The following is a 17,525-nucleotide window of genomic DNA, read 5'->3' as shown; positions in this document are numbered from 1 at the left end:
TCGTCATCGTACCGCGACACTCAGCGATAGCGCGCCAGAGCCGCCCGCGCAGCTCCGGTGACGGCGGCGTCGATCTCCTGATCTCCGACGACGCGTACGGAACCGCCGAACCCCAGGAGGAATCGTGTCAGCCACTCCGGTGAGCCGTATGCGAGTCGGCCTCTGATCGGCGCACCGGCATCGTGGTCCGTCGGCCACTCGTCGAGCGGATCGATCCGGTAGTAGTCGAGAATCCAGGCCTGCCCCGGATCGATGTCGATGTCGACCGATCTATGCTCCGGGTCGTCGCCGAGCAGCACCGATTGCTGCGTCCCTGCCACGGATTCGGGTGGTGACGACGGCTCGTCGCGCAGCCCCGCCGCCTCGATCCGGTCGAACCGGAACAGGCGTACACCTTCGCTTCCACGGCACCACGCCTCGAGGTAGGTGTTGGAGTTCAATCCCTGCAGGCGGATCGGGTCGACAACGCGCTGGCTGACCGAATCACGCGTCGCCGAGTAGTAGGTCAGATCGAGCGCTCGTCGCTGTGTCACCGCCTGACGAACCGCCGCGTACGTCGGGTTCTGCTCGTCCTCGTCGTCGGAGACCGCTGCCACGGCAGGAAGCGATGTGCCGACCGCCTGCTCGATCTTCGCAATCGCGCGTCGCGCAGCCTGCTGGTCGAGCATCCCGGCCATGTCGACCAGGGCCTGCAGTGCCACCAGCAGCACGCTCGCCTCGGCACCGGTCAGCCGCAGGGGACGGTCCATTCCCGCTGTGAACCCGACATCCACGTAACCTTCGGAGAATTCGAGTTCGATCAGATCGTCGGGGTAGTAGCCGGGCAGGCCGCAGACGAAGAGTTGCTCGAGGTCTCTGCGGAGCTGTGTGGGCGTCACACCGAGGTCGCTCGCCGCCTTGTCGAGCGAGATCCCCCCGCGTGTGGAGAAGTATGGAACCAATGCGAGCAGCCGACTCAAGCGCTGTGACTGTGCCGTCGACATCAGACATTCACCCCGGCGATCCGATCGAGACCGGCGATGACGAGCTCCCGCAGTTCGGCCGGTTCACGGACGACGGCGTCGGGTCCGACGCCGAGAATCATCCGGGCCAGAGTGGTCAGTGACCTGATCTCGATGACGAGATCGTCGCCGTCCTCACCGTCGAAGAGTGCTGGCGTGCTCGACGACGCGACCCTACGAAGCCCCGCTGCCCGACCGCGAGCCACCCAGACTCGAGCCGCGCGACCGTCGGAACCCGAGGCGGAATCGACCGCGTCGGCGACGATCTGTTGCAGGTCGGTGTCCTCGGGCCGATGCACCGTCCCGGCGGCCCCGGTGGTAGCGACGTCGGAGATCCTGCTCAGTCGGAACGTTCGCGTCGCGCCGCGCCCACGGTCGTGGCCCACGACATACCAACGCCCCCGGTGGGTCACCACGCCCCACGGCTCCAGTGTCCGGGTCTCGCCTGACGACGTCGCGCCTGCACGATAGGTGAAGGTGATCGCCTGACCCGCGTCGATCGCCGCGAGCGTCGGCGCGAGCGAATGCTCACCTCCGAGCGAACGCTGCGACACCGCAGCCACGCCGACCTCGTCGTCGGAGCGGACATCGATTCCGGCGGCCTGGAGTTTGAGCACGGCGGTCTGCGAGATCGTCGAGACGTCGGAGTTGTCCCAGAGTGCTGCTGCCATCGCGATCGCCGCCGCCTCTTCCTCATCGAGCGTGATGTCGGGCAGCGAGTACGAATCGGGGTCGATGCGGTAACCCTCGACGCCGCTCTCGGGCGAGGGACCGGTGACCAGGGGCACTCCCAGGTCGCGCAGATCATTCTTGTCCCGCTCGAACATCCGATTGAACGCCTCCGCGGAGCGCTCCTGGTCCTGATAGCCGAAGACGTTGCGCCGGATGTACTCAGCGGTGACGTACTGCTTGGTCGAGAGGAGACAGATCACCAGATTGAGCTGACGCTCTACTTTCGACGTGGCCACGCCCTGCACCTTACGACTACATGGAGGCGATCAAGCGATCGACGCGCTCGTCGACACTGCGGAACGGGTCCTTGCACAAGACCGTTCGCTGGGCTTGATCGTTGAGCTTCAGGTGAACCCAATCGACGGTGAAGTCGCGCCCGGCCTTCTGTGCTGCCGAGATGAAGTCGCCGCGCAGTTTTGCCCGCGTGGTCTGCGGCGGCTCGTTGACCGCTGTCTTGATCGCCTCGTCCGTTGTCGCGCGGGTGACGAGACCCTTGCGGGACAGGAGATCGAAGACCCCGCGACCCCGCTTGATGTCGTGATAGGCGAGGTCGAGTTGCGCGATCTTCGGATCCGACAGCTCCATCGAGTACTTGTCCTGGTACCGCTGGAAGAGCTTGCGCTTGATGACCCAGTCGACTTCGGTGTCGACCTTGGAGAAGTCGTCACTCTCGACGGCATCGAGCATGCGTCCCCATAGATCGACCACCATGTCCATCTCGGGGTCGGGCGCGCGGTTGACGAGATGCTCGACGGCGCGCGCGTGGTACTCCCGCTGGATCTCCAGAGCCGTGGCCTGGCGTCCGCCTGCGAGGCGAACCGGTCGTCGGCCCGTGGGATCGTGGCTGACCTCGCGGATCGCCCGGATCGGGTTGTCGAGCGCGAAGTCGCGGAAGGCCACGCCCGCCTCGATCATCTCGAGCACGAGTGCCGCCGATCCGACCTTGAGCAGGGTGGTCATCTCAGACATGTTGGAGTCGCCGACGATCACGTGCAGGCGACGGTACTTCTCGGCGTCGGCGTGCGGTTCGTCGCGCGTGTTGATGATCGGACGCGAGCGTGTCGTCGCCGACGACACACCTTCCCAAATGTGCTCGGCGCGTTGGGAGAGGCAGAACGTCGCGGCCTTCGGCGTGGCGAGCACCTTTCCCGCGCCGCAGATCAGCTGACGAGTGACCAGGAACGGCAGCAGGACATCGGAGATACGGGAGAACTCGCCGGCACGGACGACGAGGTAGTTCTCGTGGCATCCGTACGAGTTGCCCGCCGAATCGGTGTTGTTCTTGAACAGATAGATATCGCCACCGATGCCCTCGTCGGCGAGCCGCTGTTCTGCGTCGACGAGCAGATCCTCGAGGACCAGCTCACCCGCCCTGTCGTGGTTGATCAGCTGGATGAGGCTGTCGCACTCGGCGGTCGCGTACTCCGGGTGCGAGCCCACATCGAGGTAGAGCCGCGCGCCGTTCTGGAGAAAGACATTCGATGAGCGCCCCCATGACACGACCCGTCGGAACAGGTACCGCGCGACCTCGTCGGGACTGAGCCGACGATGGCCATGGAAGGTGCAGGTGACACCGAATTCAGTTTCGATGCCCATGATTCGACGTTGCACCCCTCAACCCTACCCGCGGAATCCGGTGCCGACCGGTTGCGCGATCAGGACGCGCCCGAATCCGTCTGGGCGTCGTCGGTGGTGGCGCCGTCGTCGGATCCGTTCGACGGAGGCGAGGCGGCCGGCAGGAGGTCGGCGACCGTCGCGGCAGGCAATCGCCGGAACGCACGACGCGGACGGTTGCGGTCGAGAATCGCGACCTCGAGGTCGCCGGGACTGAGTTCGCGTGCCGCAGAAGGTGTTCCGTTTGCACCCTCGACCGGGGACGACAGTGCATCCACCGCGATCTTGAGGGCGTCGGCCAGCGGCAGATCCGACTCATAGCTGTCCTTGAGCGCTGCGGAAATGGCATCCGTCGCACCGCCCATCACGATGAACCGGGTCTCGTCCGCGATCGAGCCGTCGTAGCTGATACGAAACAACTGCGACGGCTTCGGCTTTCCGAATCGCGCGACCTCGGCGACACACAGCTCGACCTCATACGGCTTGGCCTGCTCGGTGAACACCGATCCCAGGGCATTCGCGTACGTGTTGGCCAGCGACAGCGCGGATACGTCTGCGCGGTCGTAGGAGTACCCACGCATGTCCGCGAGTTGGATGCCCGCCTTGCGTAGACTCTCGAACTCGTTGTACTTGCCCACGGCGGCGAAACCGATCCGATCGTAGATCTCGCTCGTCTTGCGCAGCGTGTTCGACGGATTCTCCGCCACGAAGAGCACACCGTCGGCGTAGGTCAGAATGACCACGCTTCGGCCACGGGCGATTCCCTTGCGCGCAAGATCCGAGCGATCGCGCATGATCTGCTCGGCACTTGCGTAATACGGGAAGGTCATCGCGGCGCCTCCTCATGCTCTGCTGCCCGTCTCTCGATGATCGCGCGTGCAGCCGACTCGATATCGGCGGGCGCGACCTCGCGCGCGCCTCCTGCGCTCACGACAACCGCGGTCGGGAAGATCTTGCGGACGATGTCGGGGCCGCCGGTCGCGGAATCGTCGTCGGCGGCATCGTAGAGCGATTCGACGGCGATCGCGAGCGCCGAATCTGCGTCCAGATCGGGACGGTAGAGCTTCTTCAACGACGACTTCGCGAAGACCGAGCCAGAGCCGATGGCCTGGTAGCCGCCGAACTCCTCGTGTCGGTCGCCGGCGACGTCGAAGGAGAAGATCCGACCGCGCTCGGTGGGGCTGTCGTGATCGATGTCGTAGCCGACGAGCAGCGGGATGGCTGCCAGTCCCTGCATCGCGGCGCCCAGGTTGCCGCGGACCATCGAGGCCAGTCTGCTGACCTTGCCGTCGAGCGTCAGCGGAACGCCCTCGATCTTCTCGTAGTGCTCGAGTTCGACGGTGAATAGCCTCACCATCTCGATGGCGATACCCGCGGTGCCCGCGATGCCCGCAGCGGAGTACTCGTCGGTGACGTAGACCTTCTGCACGTCACGGGTCGCGATGATGTTGCCCATCGTCGCTCGCCGATCACCGGCGAGCACCACACCACCGGGAAAACTGACCGCGACGATGGTGGTGCCGTGCGGGATCTCCGAGGCATCGGTGTTCGAGGTGAAGGTGCCCATGCGTTCAGCCCTTGCCTGCGGCAACTGATCGGGTGCGTGGACCCTCAGAAAATCGGTGAACGACGAGATGTCGGCGCCGAATGTGGGATGGGAACTCCTGGACGGACCGGTCGGGGACAGTGAACCGAACGTCTCGCTCACTGGCCGCCCTTCTGCACGTACGCGCGCACGAAGTCCTCGGCATTCTCTTCGAGGACGTCGTCGATCTCGTCGAGCAGGTCATCGGTGTCCTCGGCGAGCTTTTCGCGGCGCTCCTGGCCTGCACTGCCGTCCGAGCCGAGTTCGCCGTCGTCGCCACCGCCGCCACGCGTGGTCTGTTCCTGCGCCATGTGCACTCCCTTGTTCGTCACGAAGCCTCAGGCTCCGCGTGTCTGCGTCGCTGCTCACCGTTCGTGCACATCAGCGACGACGTTCGTCGGACTCGCGTGTCGCGTTCAGCTGCATCGCGGTGCGGCGCAGACAAATCCAGCTCGTGAATCCACACTACCGGTGCGGACTGCGAAAAGGAGGTTGAACACGTGTCGCGTCGAGATCGGATCAGGTGGTGAGCTGATCGACCAGCTCGGATGCGGAGTGCACCGAGTCGAGCAGTTTGCCCACATGTGCCCTGCTTCCCCGCAGGGGTTCGAGGGTCGGAATGCGCACCAGCGAGTCGCCGCCCAGGTCGAAGATCACCGAATCCCAGCTCGCGGCCGCAACGTCGGCGCCGAAACGACGCAGGCATTCGCCACGGAAGTAGGCGCGCGTGTTCTCGGGTGGCTCGGTGATCGCGCGGGTCACGTCCGCCTCGTCGACGAGACGTTTCATCGAGCCGCGCGCCACCAGCCGGTTGTAGAGGCCCTTGTCGAGTCGCACGTCGGAGTACTGCAGGTCGATCAACTGCAGTCTCGGCGCCGACCAGCCGAGTCCCTCGCGCTGCCGGAATCCCTCGAGGATCCGTAGTTTCGCCGGCCAGTCGAGGATGTCCGCGCACTCCATCGGATCGCGCTCGAGGCGGTCGAGGACGTCGGCCCAGGTTCGCAACACGTCCATGGCACGGGCATCGTCGGAGTTCTCGCGCTCGTGGAACTTCGTACACCGCTCCAGGTACTCACGCTGCAACGCCAGGGCTGTCAGTTCGCGCCCGTCGGTCAGTGCGACGGTCGCCTGCAGCGTCGGATCGTGACTGATCGCGTGAACGGCAGACACCGGTCGTGCCAACTCGATGTCGGAGAAGTCGACGCCTGCCTCGATCAGGTCGAGAACCAGCGAGGTCGTGCCGACCTTCAGATAGGTGGCGGTCTCGGCGAGGTTGGCGTCGCCGATGATCACGTGGAGTCTGCGGTAGCGCTCGGGATCGGCGTGCGGCTCGTCGCGGGTGTTGATGATGCCGCGTTTGAGTGTGGTCTCGAGTCCCACCTCGACCTCGATGTAGTCCGACCGCTGCGACAGCTGATATCCGGCTTCGTCGCCGGATTGGCCGATTCCCACGCGGCCGGAGCCGGTGATGACCTGACGCGAGGCGAAGAACGTGGTGAGACCCCCGATGACCGCGGTGAACGGGGTGTCGCGGTTCATCAGGTAGTTCTCGTGCGTGCCGTAGGAGGCGCCCTTGCCGTCGATGTTGTTCTTGTACAACTGCAGACGTGGTGCGCCGGGCACGCTCGCGACGTGCCTGGCGGCGGCCTCCATCACGCGCTCCCCTGCCTTGTCCCAGATCACGGCGTCGAGGGGGTCGGTGACCTCAGGTGCCGAATACTCGGGATGAGCGTGGTCGACGTAGAGACGCGCCCCGTTGGTGAGGATCATGTTGGCGGCACCGATCTCGTCGGCGTCGATGATCGGTGCCGGTCCGGTTCCGCGGCCGAGGTCGAAACCCCTGGCATCGCGAAGCGGTGATTCGACCTCGTAGTCCCAGCGGGTGCGTTTGGCGCGTGGTACCCCGGCGGCCGCGGCATAGGCGAGCACCGCCTGTGTCGACGTCATGATCGGATTCGCGGTCGGGTCGCCGGGCGCGGAGATCCCGTACTCGACCTCGGTGCCGATGATTCGCTGCATGGTATTGAGACTAGATGTCGGTCGGATGAAAGGTCGGACCCACCACCGCGCATCGCTCGCACCGACGTCGCTCCTGTGGGACCTTCTACACGTGAAAGCATTCCGCCGGTTCACCGTTCGGGTTCCGCTGCCCGCTCCCCTGTCCGATCTCGCCGTTCTCGCCCACAATCTGCGATGGGTATGGCACGCGCCGACCCAGGATCTGTTCGCCCTCGTCGACCCCGAGCGTTGGAAAGCGACCGGCGACCCCCTTCGGTTGCTCGCCGAGGTGTCGCCAGACCGACTCGCCGAGTTGTCCGCCGACACAGAATTCCTTGTCCGACTCACCGCGCTGCGCGCCGACCTCGACGAGTACTGCACGGCGCCACAGTGGTACGGCGACCACGCCGCGTCGGGCAATCCGATGCCGGAAGGAATCGCCTACTTCTCCATGGAATTCGGCATCTCGGAGGTGCTGCCGATCTACTCGGGTGGGCTCGGCATCCTCGCCGGAGACCATCTGAAGGCGGCGTCGGATCTCGGTCTGCCGCTCATCGGAGTGGGTCTGTTCTATCGCTGCGGATACTTTCGACAGAGCCTGTCGCACGACGGATGGCAGATCGAGCGGTACCCGGTGAACGATCCCGGCGCACTACCGCTCACACTGCTTGTCGACGCTGCCGACAAGCCGGTCATCATCAAGATCTCGATGCCCGGCGGGCGGACCCTGCACGCCCAGGTGTGGGTGGCCACCGTGGGACGAATCCCGTTGCTGCTGCTCGATTCCGATATCGCGGCGAACGACGACGAGTTGCGGGGCATCACCGATCGCCTCTACGGCGGTGACCAGGACCACCGGATCAAGCAGGAGATCCTTCTCGGTATCGGCGGGGTCCGCGCACTGCGCGAGTATGTCCGCATCGAGAACCGCGCCCAGCCGACGGTCTTCCACATGAACGAGGGCCACGCCGGCTTCCTCGGTGTGGAGCGAATTCGCGAACTCGTCGAGGCATCGGGACTCGACTTCGACTCCGCGGAGTCGGTCGTCCGCGCGTCGACCATCTTCACGACCCACACACCGGTACCAGCGGGGATCGACCGCTTCCCGGACGACCTGGTCCGCTTCTATCTCGACCCGGGACCCGACGGAGCGTCGAATCTGCTTCCCGGATTGTCGTCGACCACGGTGCTCGAACTCGGCGACGAGGCCGATCCAGGCGTGTTCAACATGGCGCACATGGGTTTTCGACTGGGCCAGCGGTCCAACGGTGTCTCGCAGCTCCACGGCGCTGTCAGTCGCGAGATGTTCGCCGACCTGTGGCCGGGCTTCGACGCTGACGAGGTGCCGATCGGCGCCGTCACCAACGGCGTGCACGGTCCGACGTGGGTCGCACGGCGCTGGCAGGATCTCAGCGCGGGCAACGAGGACGCAGCGCCCGCGGTGTACGAGGCGATGCCCGCGTCCGATCTCTGGGCAGTTCGCTCGGAACTGCGCGCAGGGCTCGTCGACGAGGTGCGTCGACGCGCATACACCAGCGGCCGCGACCGCGACTTCACCGACGCCGAACTCGGTTGGACCGCCGACCTGTTCGATCCCGACTCGCTGACGATCGGATTCGCCCGACGCGCGGCGACGTACAAGCGACTCACCCTGATGCTGCGCGATCCCGACCGCATGCGTCGGATTCTCACCGACCCGGAGCGGCCGGTACAGCTCGTCGTCGCGGGCAAGGCACATCCGGCCGACGATGGTGGCAAGGCGCTCATCCAGCAGATCGTGAAGTTCACCGAGGATCCCGAACTCCGCGACCGCATCGTCTTCCTGCCCGACTACGACATCTCGATGGCGCGACACATCTACGCCGGTTGCGACGTCTGGCTCAACAATCCGGTGCGTCCGATGGAGGCGTGCGGAACATCGGGTATGAAGTCGGCGCTCAACGGCGGCTTGAACCTGTCGATCCTCGACGGGTGGTGGGACGAGATGGCCGACGGTGAGAACGGCTGGGCGATTCCGTCCGCAGAGGAAGTTCTGGACGAGAACCGCCGCGACGACCTCGAGGCCGAAGCGCTCTATTCGTTGCTCGAGGAAACCGTTGTGCCGCTGTTCTATTCGCGTGAGGACGGCGTTCCGACGCGGTGGGTGGAGATGGTTCGGCACACACTCGCCATCCTCGGACCGAAGGTGCTCGCCTCGCGGATGGTTCGTGACTACACACTGGAACTCTATGTACCTGCGGGGATCTCGTATCACGAGGCGTGTGCTGACGACTACGCGGAAGCCAGGTCACTCGCCACCTACCGCTCGGCGCTCGCGTCGTCGTGGAAGTCGGTGGCGATCGCCGGGATCGACGAGGAGACCACACCCGACGACGAACTCGATCTCACCGCCCATGTCTCCCTTGGCGAACTCGCGCCGGACGAGGTGACGGTTCAGGCCGTGCTAGGACGGGTGACCGACGACGGCGACCTCTACGACACGGTGCATGCGCCGATGGAACCGCTCGACGGGACCGACCTTTCGGGCCGAACGCGCTACCGGGCCGCAGTCCTGCCGTATCGGTCGGGCGTGCTCGGCTACACCGCCCGGGTGCTCCCCAAGCACCCGCTGCTCACCGACGACGCCGAACTCGGCCTGGTGCGCTACCCGGCGTCGGCAGGCGAGCCTCCCGCGATGCCCGCATAGGGAGCACGCGTCTCCACACTCACGACGACTGCGGCCGACCCCATTCGGGAGTCGGCCGCAGTCGTCGTGAGTGGAGGTTTACAGGTACTGCCCGGTGTTGGTCTCCGTGTCGATCGCGCGGCTCGCGCCTGCACTCTTGCCGGTGACCAGCGTGCGGATGTACACGATCCGCTCGCCCTTCTTGCCCGAGATACGCGCCCAGTCGTCGGGGTTCGTGGTGTTCGGAAGGTCTTCGTTCTCGGCGAACTCGTCGAGGATCGAATCGAACAGGTGCTGAACCCGCAGACCGGGTGCGCCGGTCTCCAACTGCGATTTGATCGCGTACTTCTTGGCCCGGTCGACGACGTTCTGGATCATCGCGCCGGAGTTGAAGTCCTTGAAGTACATGATCTCCTTGTCGCCGTTGGCGTAGGTGACCTCGAGGAAGCGGTTCTCGTCGCTCTCGGCGTACATCCGCTCGACGACCTTCTCGATCATCGCGTTGACACATGCCGTGCGGTCGCCACCGAACTCGTTGAGATCGTCGGCGTGGACGGGCAACTCCTCGACCAGGTACTTGGAGAAGATGTCGATCGCCGATTCGGCGTCGGGACGCTCGATCTTGATCTTCACGTCCAGACGTCCCGGCCGCAAAATCGCCGGGTCGATCATGTCCTCGCGGTTGGATGCGCCGATCACGATCACGTTCTCGAGGCCTTCGACACCGTCGATCTCGCTGAGCAACTGGGGCACGACGGTGGTCTCGACGTCGGAGGAGACACCGGAGCCGCGAGTGCGGAAGATCGAGTCCATCTCATCGAAGAACACGATCACCGGCGTGCCCTCCGACGCCTTCTCCCGTGCGCGCTGGAAGATCAGTCGGATGTGGCGCTCGGTCTCGCCGACGAACTTGTTGAGCAGCTCGGGGCCCTTGATGTTCAGGAAGTACGACTTCGCTTCCTTCGCATCGTCGCCACGGGCCAGAGCGATCTTCTTCGCCAGCGAATTGGCGACGGCCTTGGCGATGAGCGTCTTACCGCAACCGGGCGGTCCGTAGAGCAGCACGCCCTTCGGCGGGCGCAGTGCGTAGTCGCGGAAGAGGTCCTTGTGCAGGAACGGGAGCTCGACCGCATCGCGGATCTGCTCGATCTGGCGACCCAGACCACCGATGTCCTCGTAGCCGACGTCGGGCACCTCTTCGAGGACGAGATCCTCGACCTCGGCCTTGGGAACGCGCTCGAAGGCGAAGCCCGCCTTGGTGTCGATGAGGAGTGAATCACCGGGGCGCAGCTTGCGACGCTTGCCATCCTCGCCGTCGACGTCGCCGAGCAATGGTTCGGCGAGCCACACGACCCGCTCCTCGTCGGCATGTCCGACGACGAGCGCGCGTTGGCCGTCGCCGAGGACCTCGCGCAGCGTGCTGATCTCGCCGACCGAGTCGAATTCGCACGCCTCGACGATGGTGAGGGCCTCGTTTAGGCGCAGGGTCTGGCCCTTGCTCAGCGCGTCGAGATCGATGTTCGGCGAGCATGTCAACCGCATCTTGCGGCCCGAGGTGAAGACGTCGACGGTCTGGTCGGGGTAGATCTCGAGGAGTACGCCGTACCCGCTCGGCGGTTGTCCGAGACGGTCGACCTCTTCGCGGAGGGCGACGAGTTGCTGGCGTGCTTCCTTGAGGGTCTCCAAGAGTTTCGCGTTGCGTGTCGTCAGGTTGTCGACACGCTCCTGGAGGTCCGCGGTGTCGGCCGGGCGTCCGAAGGACGGGCGGTCGGCACCCGCGCGCAACGGGGGCGTGTAAGCAGGAGTGAATTGGTCCCCGGACGAATCGAGGGCGTGGCTGGCGGTCTCGTGCGCCACATTCTCACCGGAGGCTTCATGGCGATCAGATTCGGTCATTGCTGACTCCTCTCCCCGGCGACGACCCCAGTGGGTTGCGCCGTAACACCACGCTACCGGCAGGCGGCAGATAACGCTGAGCACCGCGCGCTACGCGGTGTTGACGGCGTGTTAAATGTGAGTCTTCGCAACGTATTCGCGGTGTTTCTCCGACCAGCCCACGCTTTGTTCACCGCTCAGTTGTGTCGTCAGCCCTTTGTCGGACGGCGCTGCGGGCGCAGCGTCGTCACTCCGTCGGCCAGACGTCGCGCTGTGATCAGAAATGCCGTGTGTCCTTGCATTTTGTGCTCGGGCCGTACCGCGAGACCCACTGCGCTCCAATCGCGGACGAGTGACTCCCACGCGTGCGGCTCGGTCCAGCACTCCTGCTCACGCAGCGCTTCGACGACCCGCGACAACTGCGTGACCGTTGCCACATAGACAGTCAAAACCCCGCCTGGTTTCAACACCGTTCGGACGACGTCGAGGGGTTCCCATGGGGCGAGCATGTCGAGGATCACGCGGTCGAACCGCTCCGTCTGGTCGACCTCGGCGAGGTCGGCGACCGTCAGCGACCAATTGGCGGGGGCTCCGCCGAAGAATGTGTCGACGTTGCGGCGGGCGTAGTCGGCGTGATCCTCACGGATCTCGTACGACACGACCTCTCCGTCGGGTCCGACGGCCCGCAGCAGCGAGCATGTCAACGCCCCGGAGCCCGCGCCTGCCTCGAGCACGCGCGCGCCGGGAAAGATGTCGCCCTCGGTGACGATCTGGGCGGAGTCCTTCGGGTAGATCACCTGCGCACCACGTGGCATCGACAGGACGAAGTCGACGAGCAGCGGGCGCAGCGCGAGGTACTCGGTGCCACTAGTGGCCGAGACGATGCTTCCCTCCGGTGCTCCGATGAGGTCGTCGTGAGCGATGGCGCCCCGATGGGTGTGGAACTGCTTACCGGCCTCGAGATTGACCGTGAACTTCCGACCCTTGGCATCGGTGAGCTGGACCCGATCGCCTACGACGAACACGCCACTCGACGCCATTGTGTGTTTCCTCTCGAGACTGATGTGGCGCATGTGACCAGTGAGAATCACTCGAGGTCAGCCTGCGCATGTCGGGCAGTCGCTATGTCACTGCCGCGCCCTACCCTGCCAAATGTGAGCATGACTGCGTACCCCGGGTCCACCACCGACACCGCCGCTGCACCGGGCGCCCCTGCCGAATCGGTGGCCGCGTCCGACGCTGTGCCCGCGGCTTCCCCGGCCGGCGGGGCGGGCGCGAGGGGCCTGGTGGGTCGTCCTCTCGCCCTCTCGCCTTCGAGGGCCGCCGACTTCAAGCAGTGCCCGCTGCTCTACCGCTACCGGGCGATCGATCGCTTCCCCGAGACGCCCACCCAGGCGCAAACGCGCGGGACCGTGGTGCATGCGGCGCTGGAGAACCTCTTCGAGCTGCCCGCCGAACTCCGCACACGCGAATCGGCGGAGTTCCTCGTCGAGGGTGCCTGGGCCGCGATGTGCGAGGCCGATCCGTCACTGGCCGCGCTGCTCGACGGCGAGGAGGAGAAGTTCCTCGCCAAGGCATCCGCATTGATCGGCAACTACTACCGGCTCGAGAACCCGACCGCCTTCACTCCACAGGCGGTCGAGGAGCACGTCGAGATCGAGTCCGACGATGTGTTGATGCGCGGATTCATCGATCGCATCGACGTCGCGCCGACGGGTGAGATACGCATCGTCGACTACAAGACGGGTCGGTCGCCGAGTGAGGGTTTCGAGGCCAAGGCCCTGTTCCAGATGAAGTTCTATGCGCTGGCCGTTCTTCGGATACGCGGCGTCGTGCCGCATCGCCTGCAGCTGATGTACCTCTCGGACGGCCAGGTACTCAGCTACACCCCCGACCGCGACGAACTCGAACGCTTCGGACGTACGCTATCGGCGATCTGGCGAGCCATCCGAGCAGCGGTGGCGTCCGGTGACTTCCGACCTCGGCGTTCGGCGTTGTGCCGGACGTGTGAACACAAGTCCCGGTGCCCGGAGTTCGGCGGCGAGATCCCGGTCTACCCCGGTCCCCCGCCCGGCTTCACAGCCTCCTGATCGGACCGCACACGGGCCCGACATCTGGAGGCAGCTACGCGGCAGCCGCTGTCGCAGTCCCCGTAGGTGCCGTCCCCGTCGCATCGCCACTGCCTACGGCGTGACTGTCTGCGTCGCCACTGTCCGCGGCGTGGCGCCCCTGCCCGGTGACGCGGTGCCTGCCGCCGGTGGAGGCGTCGTCGGACTCCGACTGATCGGGCGAGGACTCCTGCACGGGTGGCGCGGTCTCCGCAGGCGGCTGCGGGGTCTGCGGATCAGACGCAGTCGTTGCCGTCGATGGTGCAGGTGCGGCCTCCGGCACGGCCTCGGGTGCGCGGTGGCGGCCGGTGGACGGCGTCGGCGCATCGTCACCGCCGGCGTGCTGCTCTACGACCTGCGGCGCGGTGGTTGATGCGCCCGCGGGCGAAGCGGGCCGGCCGGTGGTGTCGGCGGCCTTCTCCGGGACGGCGCGAGACTGCGCGGTCAGGGGTGAGGTCGTCGCGGGCGGCGTCGCGGCGGCCTCTGATTCGACGACGTCGACGGCCGCGTTGTCTGCGCCGGGCGCCTGCAGCGGGTAGAACGCATTGTTCACCTGGTCCCATCGATCCACGTCGGCGGCATCGAAGGGAATGCCCAACCGGGTGTTGACCAGCACGGCAAGCGCGGTCAGCGGATGGTGCTTCGGCGTGTAGACCACGTAGGTGGTGTTGCCGTCCTTGCTCTTGGGGGTCGTCGGGGTCTCGCCGTAGTCGATCAGGTTGCCGTAATTCTGTTCACCGAGGCCGGAGTGGATGGTGATGAAGCCTGCCGCGTCGACGAGGAGCGAACTCACCGGTCGGTACCAGACCCACTGGAAGTTCGCGACCGGGTCGCCGACCACGATCACGGACGTCACCGGCAGTTCGTCGCCCGTGGCGCCCGGATCACGGGCGCCGTTCGATTCGGCACCGAAGAACTCCATCATTCCCGCGACAACCGCATGGTCGGCCACCCACGCCTTGAGCCCCCACGGGCTGCGCGGGTCCGAGACCAGCAGAATGTGCGACTTGTTGACGTCGATCGCCGTGCCGTCGCCGTTCTGGGCAATCGCCTGCTCGGCAGCATTGCCGAGGGCTTCGGCGCCCTGTGAATAGCCGGTGTAGACGACGAAAGGGTTCTCACCGTTCTGCGTTGCGAACGCTTTCATGGCCGTCAAGTTCTTATCGACCGCCACGTCCCGCGACTGATCGTAGGAGGGCGCGAAGAAGGGCAGAACCGCCCCGGAGCGCCCGCTGATGATCGGCCCGATGGATTCGGGATAGTCGATGATGTAGGTCGGCCGGTCATTGAAGCGGAGGCCCTTGATGCGCGGGTAGAGCGATCCGTCGTCGGTGCCCGGCGTGACCACGACCAAGAGTTCACCTTCGCCGGGCTTGAGTACCTCGGTCAACCAGTCCTTCTCGGCGCCGTCGTCGGGTTCGGCTGTACGAAATACGTGATCGGCACCAAGTCCGTTCACGGTCGCCTGAGTTTCCTCAGCAGACGGCACGCCAGCCTGTGCGGCCGCCGACGAGAGGGCCAGCGGGACCACGGTGCCCAGGCACAACGCGCAACCGACGGCGGCGCTGCCGACAGACTTCCGGATTCGATACACAGGCAACCTCGCGTGTCAGTGCCCTCGTGAGCGAGGACACAGGGAAACCACAGTGGACTTCACGATGCCGATTGCTGTGATCGACGTCGCGAACAGTGGTCATTCTGGTCGTTTGACCCGTTGTGTGGGGTGTCCAACGCCGACATTGATCCGAACGTACGAGTAAAAGCGTCTGATCGGATGACACGAACCTGTGCGGGAGTCTGCCGGCAGCATGATCTAGGGTCAGGCCGTGGAGAGTTGCTACTACGAACGGGTCGTCGACATCCCCGGCGCCGACGACGATGCAGACGATTTCGAGTACTTCTCACCGACCGCGGCGACACTGAGCGTGTGGGCGCCCGATATCCAGCACGGCGGACCGCCGGCGGGGCTGTTGATGCGAAGTCTGTTGCGATGCGCTCCGGATCCCGCTCAGGAGTTCACGCGCGTGACCACCGAGATTCTCGGGCCGATCGGATTGGGCCTCAATCGGGTTCGTGCCAGGGCTGTTCGGCCGGGACGACAGATCGCGCTCATCGAGGCCGACCTCGAGGTCAGACAGCCGGACGGCACGTATCGACTCGCTGCGCAGAGCGTCGGCTGGCGGATGCGCACGACGGATTCGACCACCATCACCCGCACTCCGCGTGACCCGCTGCCCTCGCCGGAGACACTCCCTGTTGTTCGCGGGGTCACCGCCGACAGCGATCTCGGCGTCGACTGGGGCACGGTCGGATTCATCGGCACCACGGAGACAGCGACGACGCCCGGGCTGCACGGCCAGACCCCGGCGGTGTGGATCCGTCCCGCGATCGACCTCGTCGAGGGCGAAACGATGTCGAACATGGAGTCCGTATTCACCGTCCTGGACGTGGCGAACGGTCTCGGCACCACATTGCGGCCCGACGAGTGGACCTGGATGAACACCGACACCACGGCGCACCTGGTCGCTCAGCCGACGAGCCCGTGGCTGGGTATCGACGCCGACATGGCGTCGGGGAGGCACGGATACGGTGCGACATTCGCCGATCTCTACGACGTCGGCGGGTTCCTCGGCCGATCAGCGCAGACCGTTCTGCTCGGCCCGCGCTGACCGTCGCGCCGACAGCTGTCGGGTCGGCCCACAGCCGCTCAGAATCGGCAGGAGCGGATGTCGGAGGCGAGAATCGCGCGCGCTCCCAGCTCCGACAGCTCGTCCATCAGGTTCTGGTGATCACGGCGCGGCACCATCGCGCGCACGGCCGCCCAGTCGGGATCGGCCATGGGTGCCACGGTCGGTGACTCCAGGCCCGGCGTGATGGCCGTCGCCTGGTCGAGCAGTGATCGTGGGCAGTCGTAGTCGATCATCACGTATTGCTGGCCGAAGACGACGCCCTGGACACGTTTGATGAACTGGGTCGCCTTCTTGTCGGGGTCGACGCCCGCGCGGCTGATCAGTACGCCTTCCGAGTCGCACAACGACTCGCCGAAAGCCTCGAGATTGTGCTGGCGCAGCGTGCGTCCTGAACCGACAACGTCAGCGATGGCGTCGGCAACCCCCAGCTGGATCGAGATCTCCACCGCGCCGTCGAGCCGGATGATCTCGGCGGTCATCCCCCGCGACGCGAGGTCGTCGCGGACCAGGTTCGGATACGACGTGGCAATGCGCTTGCCCGCGAGGTCGGCGACGGTCCACTTCTGTCCGGCGGGTGCCGCGTAGCGAAATGTCGAGGACCCGAAGCCCATTGCCAGTTCCTCGTCGACGTGGGCACCGGAATCGCGGGCGAGGTCGCGCCCGGTGATGCCCAGATCGAGTGTCCCCGCCCCGACGTAGATCGCGACGTCTTTGGGACGCAGAAAGAAGAATTCGACGTCGTTGCCGATGTCGAGGACGGTGAGATCCTTCGAATCGGATCGTTTGCGGTAACCGGCCTCGGCCAGCACGGCGGCTGCGGACTCGGACAGGGCACCTTTGTTGGGGACTGCAACGCGCAGCATGGTCACTCCTGAGGTGTGGTGATGAGAGGTGTCTGAGGGCGGGATCGTCGGGCCGCGACCGATGCGGTCACGGCCTACAGATGGCGGTAGACATCCTCGAGCGACAGGCCTCGTTTGATCATCATCACCTGCAGCCAGTAGAGAAGCTGCGAGATCTCTTCGCCGAGCGACTCGTCGGACTCGTATTCGGCGGCCAGCCAGACCTCGCCGGCCTCTTCGATGATCTTCTTCCCCAGTGTGTGGACGCCGGAATCGAGCGCTGCGACGGTGCCACTGCCCTGCGGGCGCGTGGTCGCCTTCTCGGTCAGCTCGGCGAACAACTCATCGAAGGTCTTCACAGGTGTCCATTCTCCCATGTGTGCCGTCCCGTTCGACTCACGGGATCGTGCAAGGG

The 17,525-nt window shown here is 65.6% G+C and carries 15 protein-coding genes; 3 read left to right on the top strand and 12 right to left on the bottom strand.

Annotated elements, in window-relative coordinates:
- Nucleotides 1-20 precede the first annotated feature (20 nt).
- The 7 genes from GOACH_RS08840 to dop all read right to left on the bottom strand — a co-directional run bounded on the left by GOACH_RS08840 (nt 21) and on the right by dop (nt 6,951).
- Nucleotides 21-983 (bottom strand): helix-turn-helix transcriptional regulator, encoded by a 963-nt coding sequence (locus GOACH_RS08840; RefSeq protein ID WP_005173628.1) that lies wholly within the window; start codon nt 981-983, stop codon nt 21-23.
- A complete protein-coding gene (locus GOACH_RS08835) occupies nt 983-1,969 on the bottom strand; it encodes a helix-turn-helix transcriptional regulator (RefSeq protein WP_040518146.1) in 987 nt (328 codons plus the stop codon). Before GOACH_RS08835 ends, GOACH_RS08840 begins: the two co-directional genes overlap by 1 nt.
- Before the next feature lie 16 nt (nt 1,970-1,985).
- Nucleotides 1,986-3,344 (bottom strand): Pup--protein ligase, encoded by a 1,359-nt coding sequence (gene pafA, locus GOACH_RS08830; protein WP_005173623.1) that lies wholly within the window; start codon nt 3,342-3,344, stop codon nt 1,986-1,988.
- Between the two features lie 44 nt (nt 3,345-3,388).
- Nucleotides 3,389-4,177, bottom strand: coding sequence for a proteasome subunit alpha (gene prcA, locus GOACH_RS08825; protein ID WP_005173620.1), 789 nt, complete (start codon nt 4,175-4,177; stop codon nt 3,389-3,391).
- Nucleotides 4,174-5,055 carry a proteasome subunit beta gene (gene prcB / locus GOACH_RS08820; protein WP_005173612.1) on the bottom strand — a complete coding sequence of 294 codons (882 nt, stop codon included), beginning with the start codon at nt 5,053-5,055 and terminating at the stop codon, nt 4,174-4,176. Before prcB ends, prcA begins: the two co-directional genes overlap by 4 nt.
- The gene (locus tag GOACH_RS08815; RefSeq protein WP_005202935.1) at nt 5,052-5,243 is read right to left on the bottom strand and encodes a ubiquitin-like protein Pup; all 192 of its coding nucleotides are present in this window, start codon (nt 5,241-5,243) and stop codon (nt 5,052-5,054) included. The genes prcB and GOACH_RS08815 overlap by 4 nt, the downstream gene beginning before the upstream one ends.
- A 208-nt stretch (nt 5,244-5,451) precedes the next feature.
- Nucleotides 5,452-6,951 carry a depupylase/deamidase Dop gene (dop, locus tag GOACH_RS08810; RefSeq protein ID WP_005173605.1) on the bottom strand — a complete coding sequence of 500 codons (1,500 nt, stop codon included), beginning with the start codon at nt 6,949-6,951 and terminating at the stop codon, nt 5,452-5,454.
- Between the two features lie 91 nt (nt 6,952-7,042).
- Between dop and glgP the strand changes: the two genes are divergently transcribed.
- Nucleotides 7,043-9,616, top strand: coding sequence for an alpha-glucan family phosphorylase (glgP, locus tag GOACH_RS08805; RefSeq protein WP_005173602.1), 2,574 nt, complete (start codon nt 7,043-7,045; stop codon nt 9,614-9,616).
- A gap of 78 nt (nt 9,617-9,694) precedes the next feature.
- Here the strand turns inward: glgP and arc are convergent, their stop codons facing one another.
- Nucleotides 9,695-11,491: a proteasome ATPase gene (gene arc, locus GOACH_RS08800; RefSeq protein ID WP_005173600.1), complete on the bottom strand. Its 1,797-nt coding sequence runs from the start codon at nt 11,489-11,491 to the stop codon at nt 9,695-9,697.
- A gap of 188 nt (nt 11,492-11,679) precedes the next feature.
- The gene (locus GOACH_RS08795; RefSeq protein WP_005173599.1) at nt 11,680-12,510 is read right to left on the bottom strand and encodes a tRNA (adenine-N1)-methyltransferase; all 831 of its coding nucleotides are present in this window, start codon (nt 12,508-12,510) and stop codon (nt 11,680-11,682) included.
- A gap of 120 nt (nt 12,511-12,630) precedes the next feature.
- On the opposite strand from GOACH_RS08795, the gene GOACH_RS08790 reads away from it, so the two are divergent.
- Nucleotides 12,631-13,560, top strand: a complete 930-nt coding sequence (locus tag GOACH_RS08790; RefSeq protein WP_005173598.1) for a RecB family exonuclease — start codon at nt 12,631-12,633, stop codon at nt 13,558-13,560.
- A 34-nt stretch (nt 13,561-13,594) separates the two neighbouring features.
- Here GOACH_RS08790 and GOACH_RS08785 read toward each other — a convergent pair whose 3' ends face one another.
- Entirely contained in the window at nt 13,595-15,172 is a 1,578-nt protein-coding gene (locus GOACH_RS08785; protein WP_005173597.1) for an alpha/beta hydrolase family protein, read from the bottom strand.
- 232 nt (nt 15,173-15,404) lie between these two features.
- Here GOACH_RS08785 and GOACH_RS08780 point away from each other — a divergent pair, with 232 nt between their 5' ends.
- Nucleotides 15,405-16,247 (top strand): thioesterase family protein, encoded by an 843-nt coding sequence (locus GOACH_RS08780; protein WP_005173595.1) that lies wholly within the window; start codon nt 15,405-15,407, stop codon nt 16,245-16,247.
- A gap of 38 nt (nt 16,248-16,285) precedes the next feature.
- Here GOACH_RS08780 and hisG read toward each other — a convergent pair whose 3' ends face one another.
- Together hisG and GOACH_RS08770 are read right to left on the bottom strand one after the other, a co-directional pair.
- Complete coding sequence (gene hisG / locus GOACH_RS08775) at nt 16,286-17,131, bottom strand: ATP phosphoribosyltransferase (protein WP_005173587.1); 846 nt, start codon at nt 17,129-17,131, stop codon at nt 16,286-16,288.
- 74 nt (nt 17,132-17,205) lie between these two features.
- A complete protein-coding gene (locus GOACH_RS08770; protein WP_217999513.1) occupies nt 17,206-17,487 on the bottom strand; it encodes a phosphoribosyl-ATP diphosphatase in 282 nt (93 codons plus the stop codon).
- Between the last annotated feature and the right edge of the window lie 38 nt (nt 17,488-17,525).

This window comes from Gordonia aichiensis NBRC 108223, from assembly GCF_000332975.1.
GTDB lineage: Bacteria > Actinomycetota > Actinomycetes > Mycobacteriales > Mycobacteriaceae > Gordonia > Gordonia aichiensis.
The sequence above is the reverse complement of the archived record's forward strand: the minus strand, read 5'-3'. Positions and strand labels throughout refer to the sequence as shown.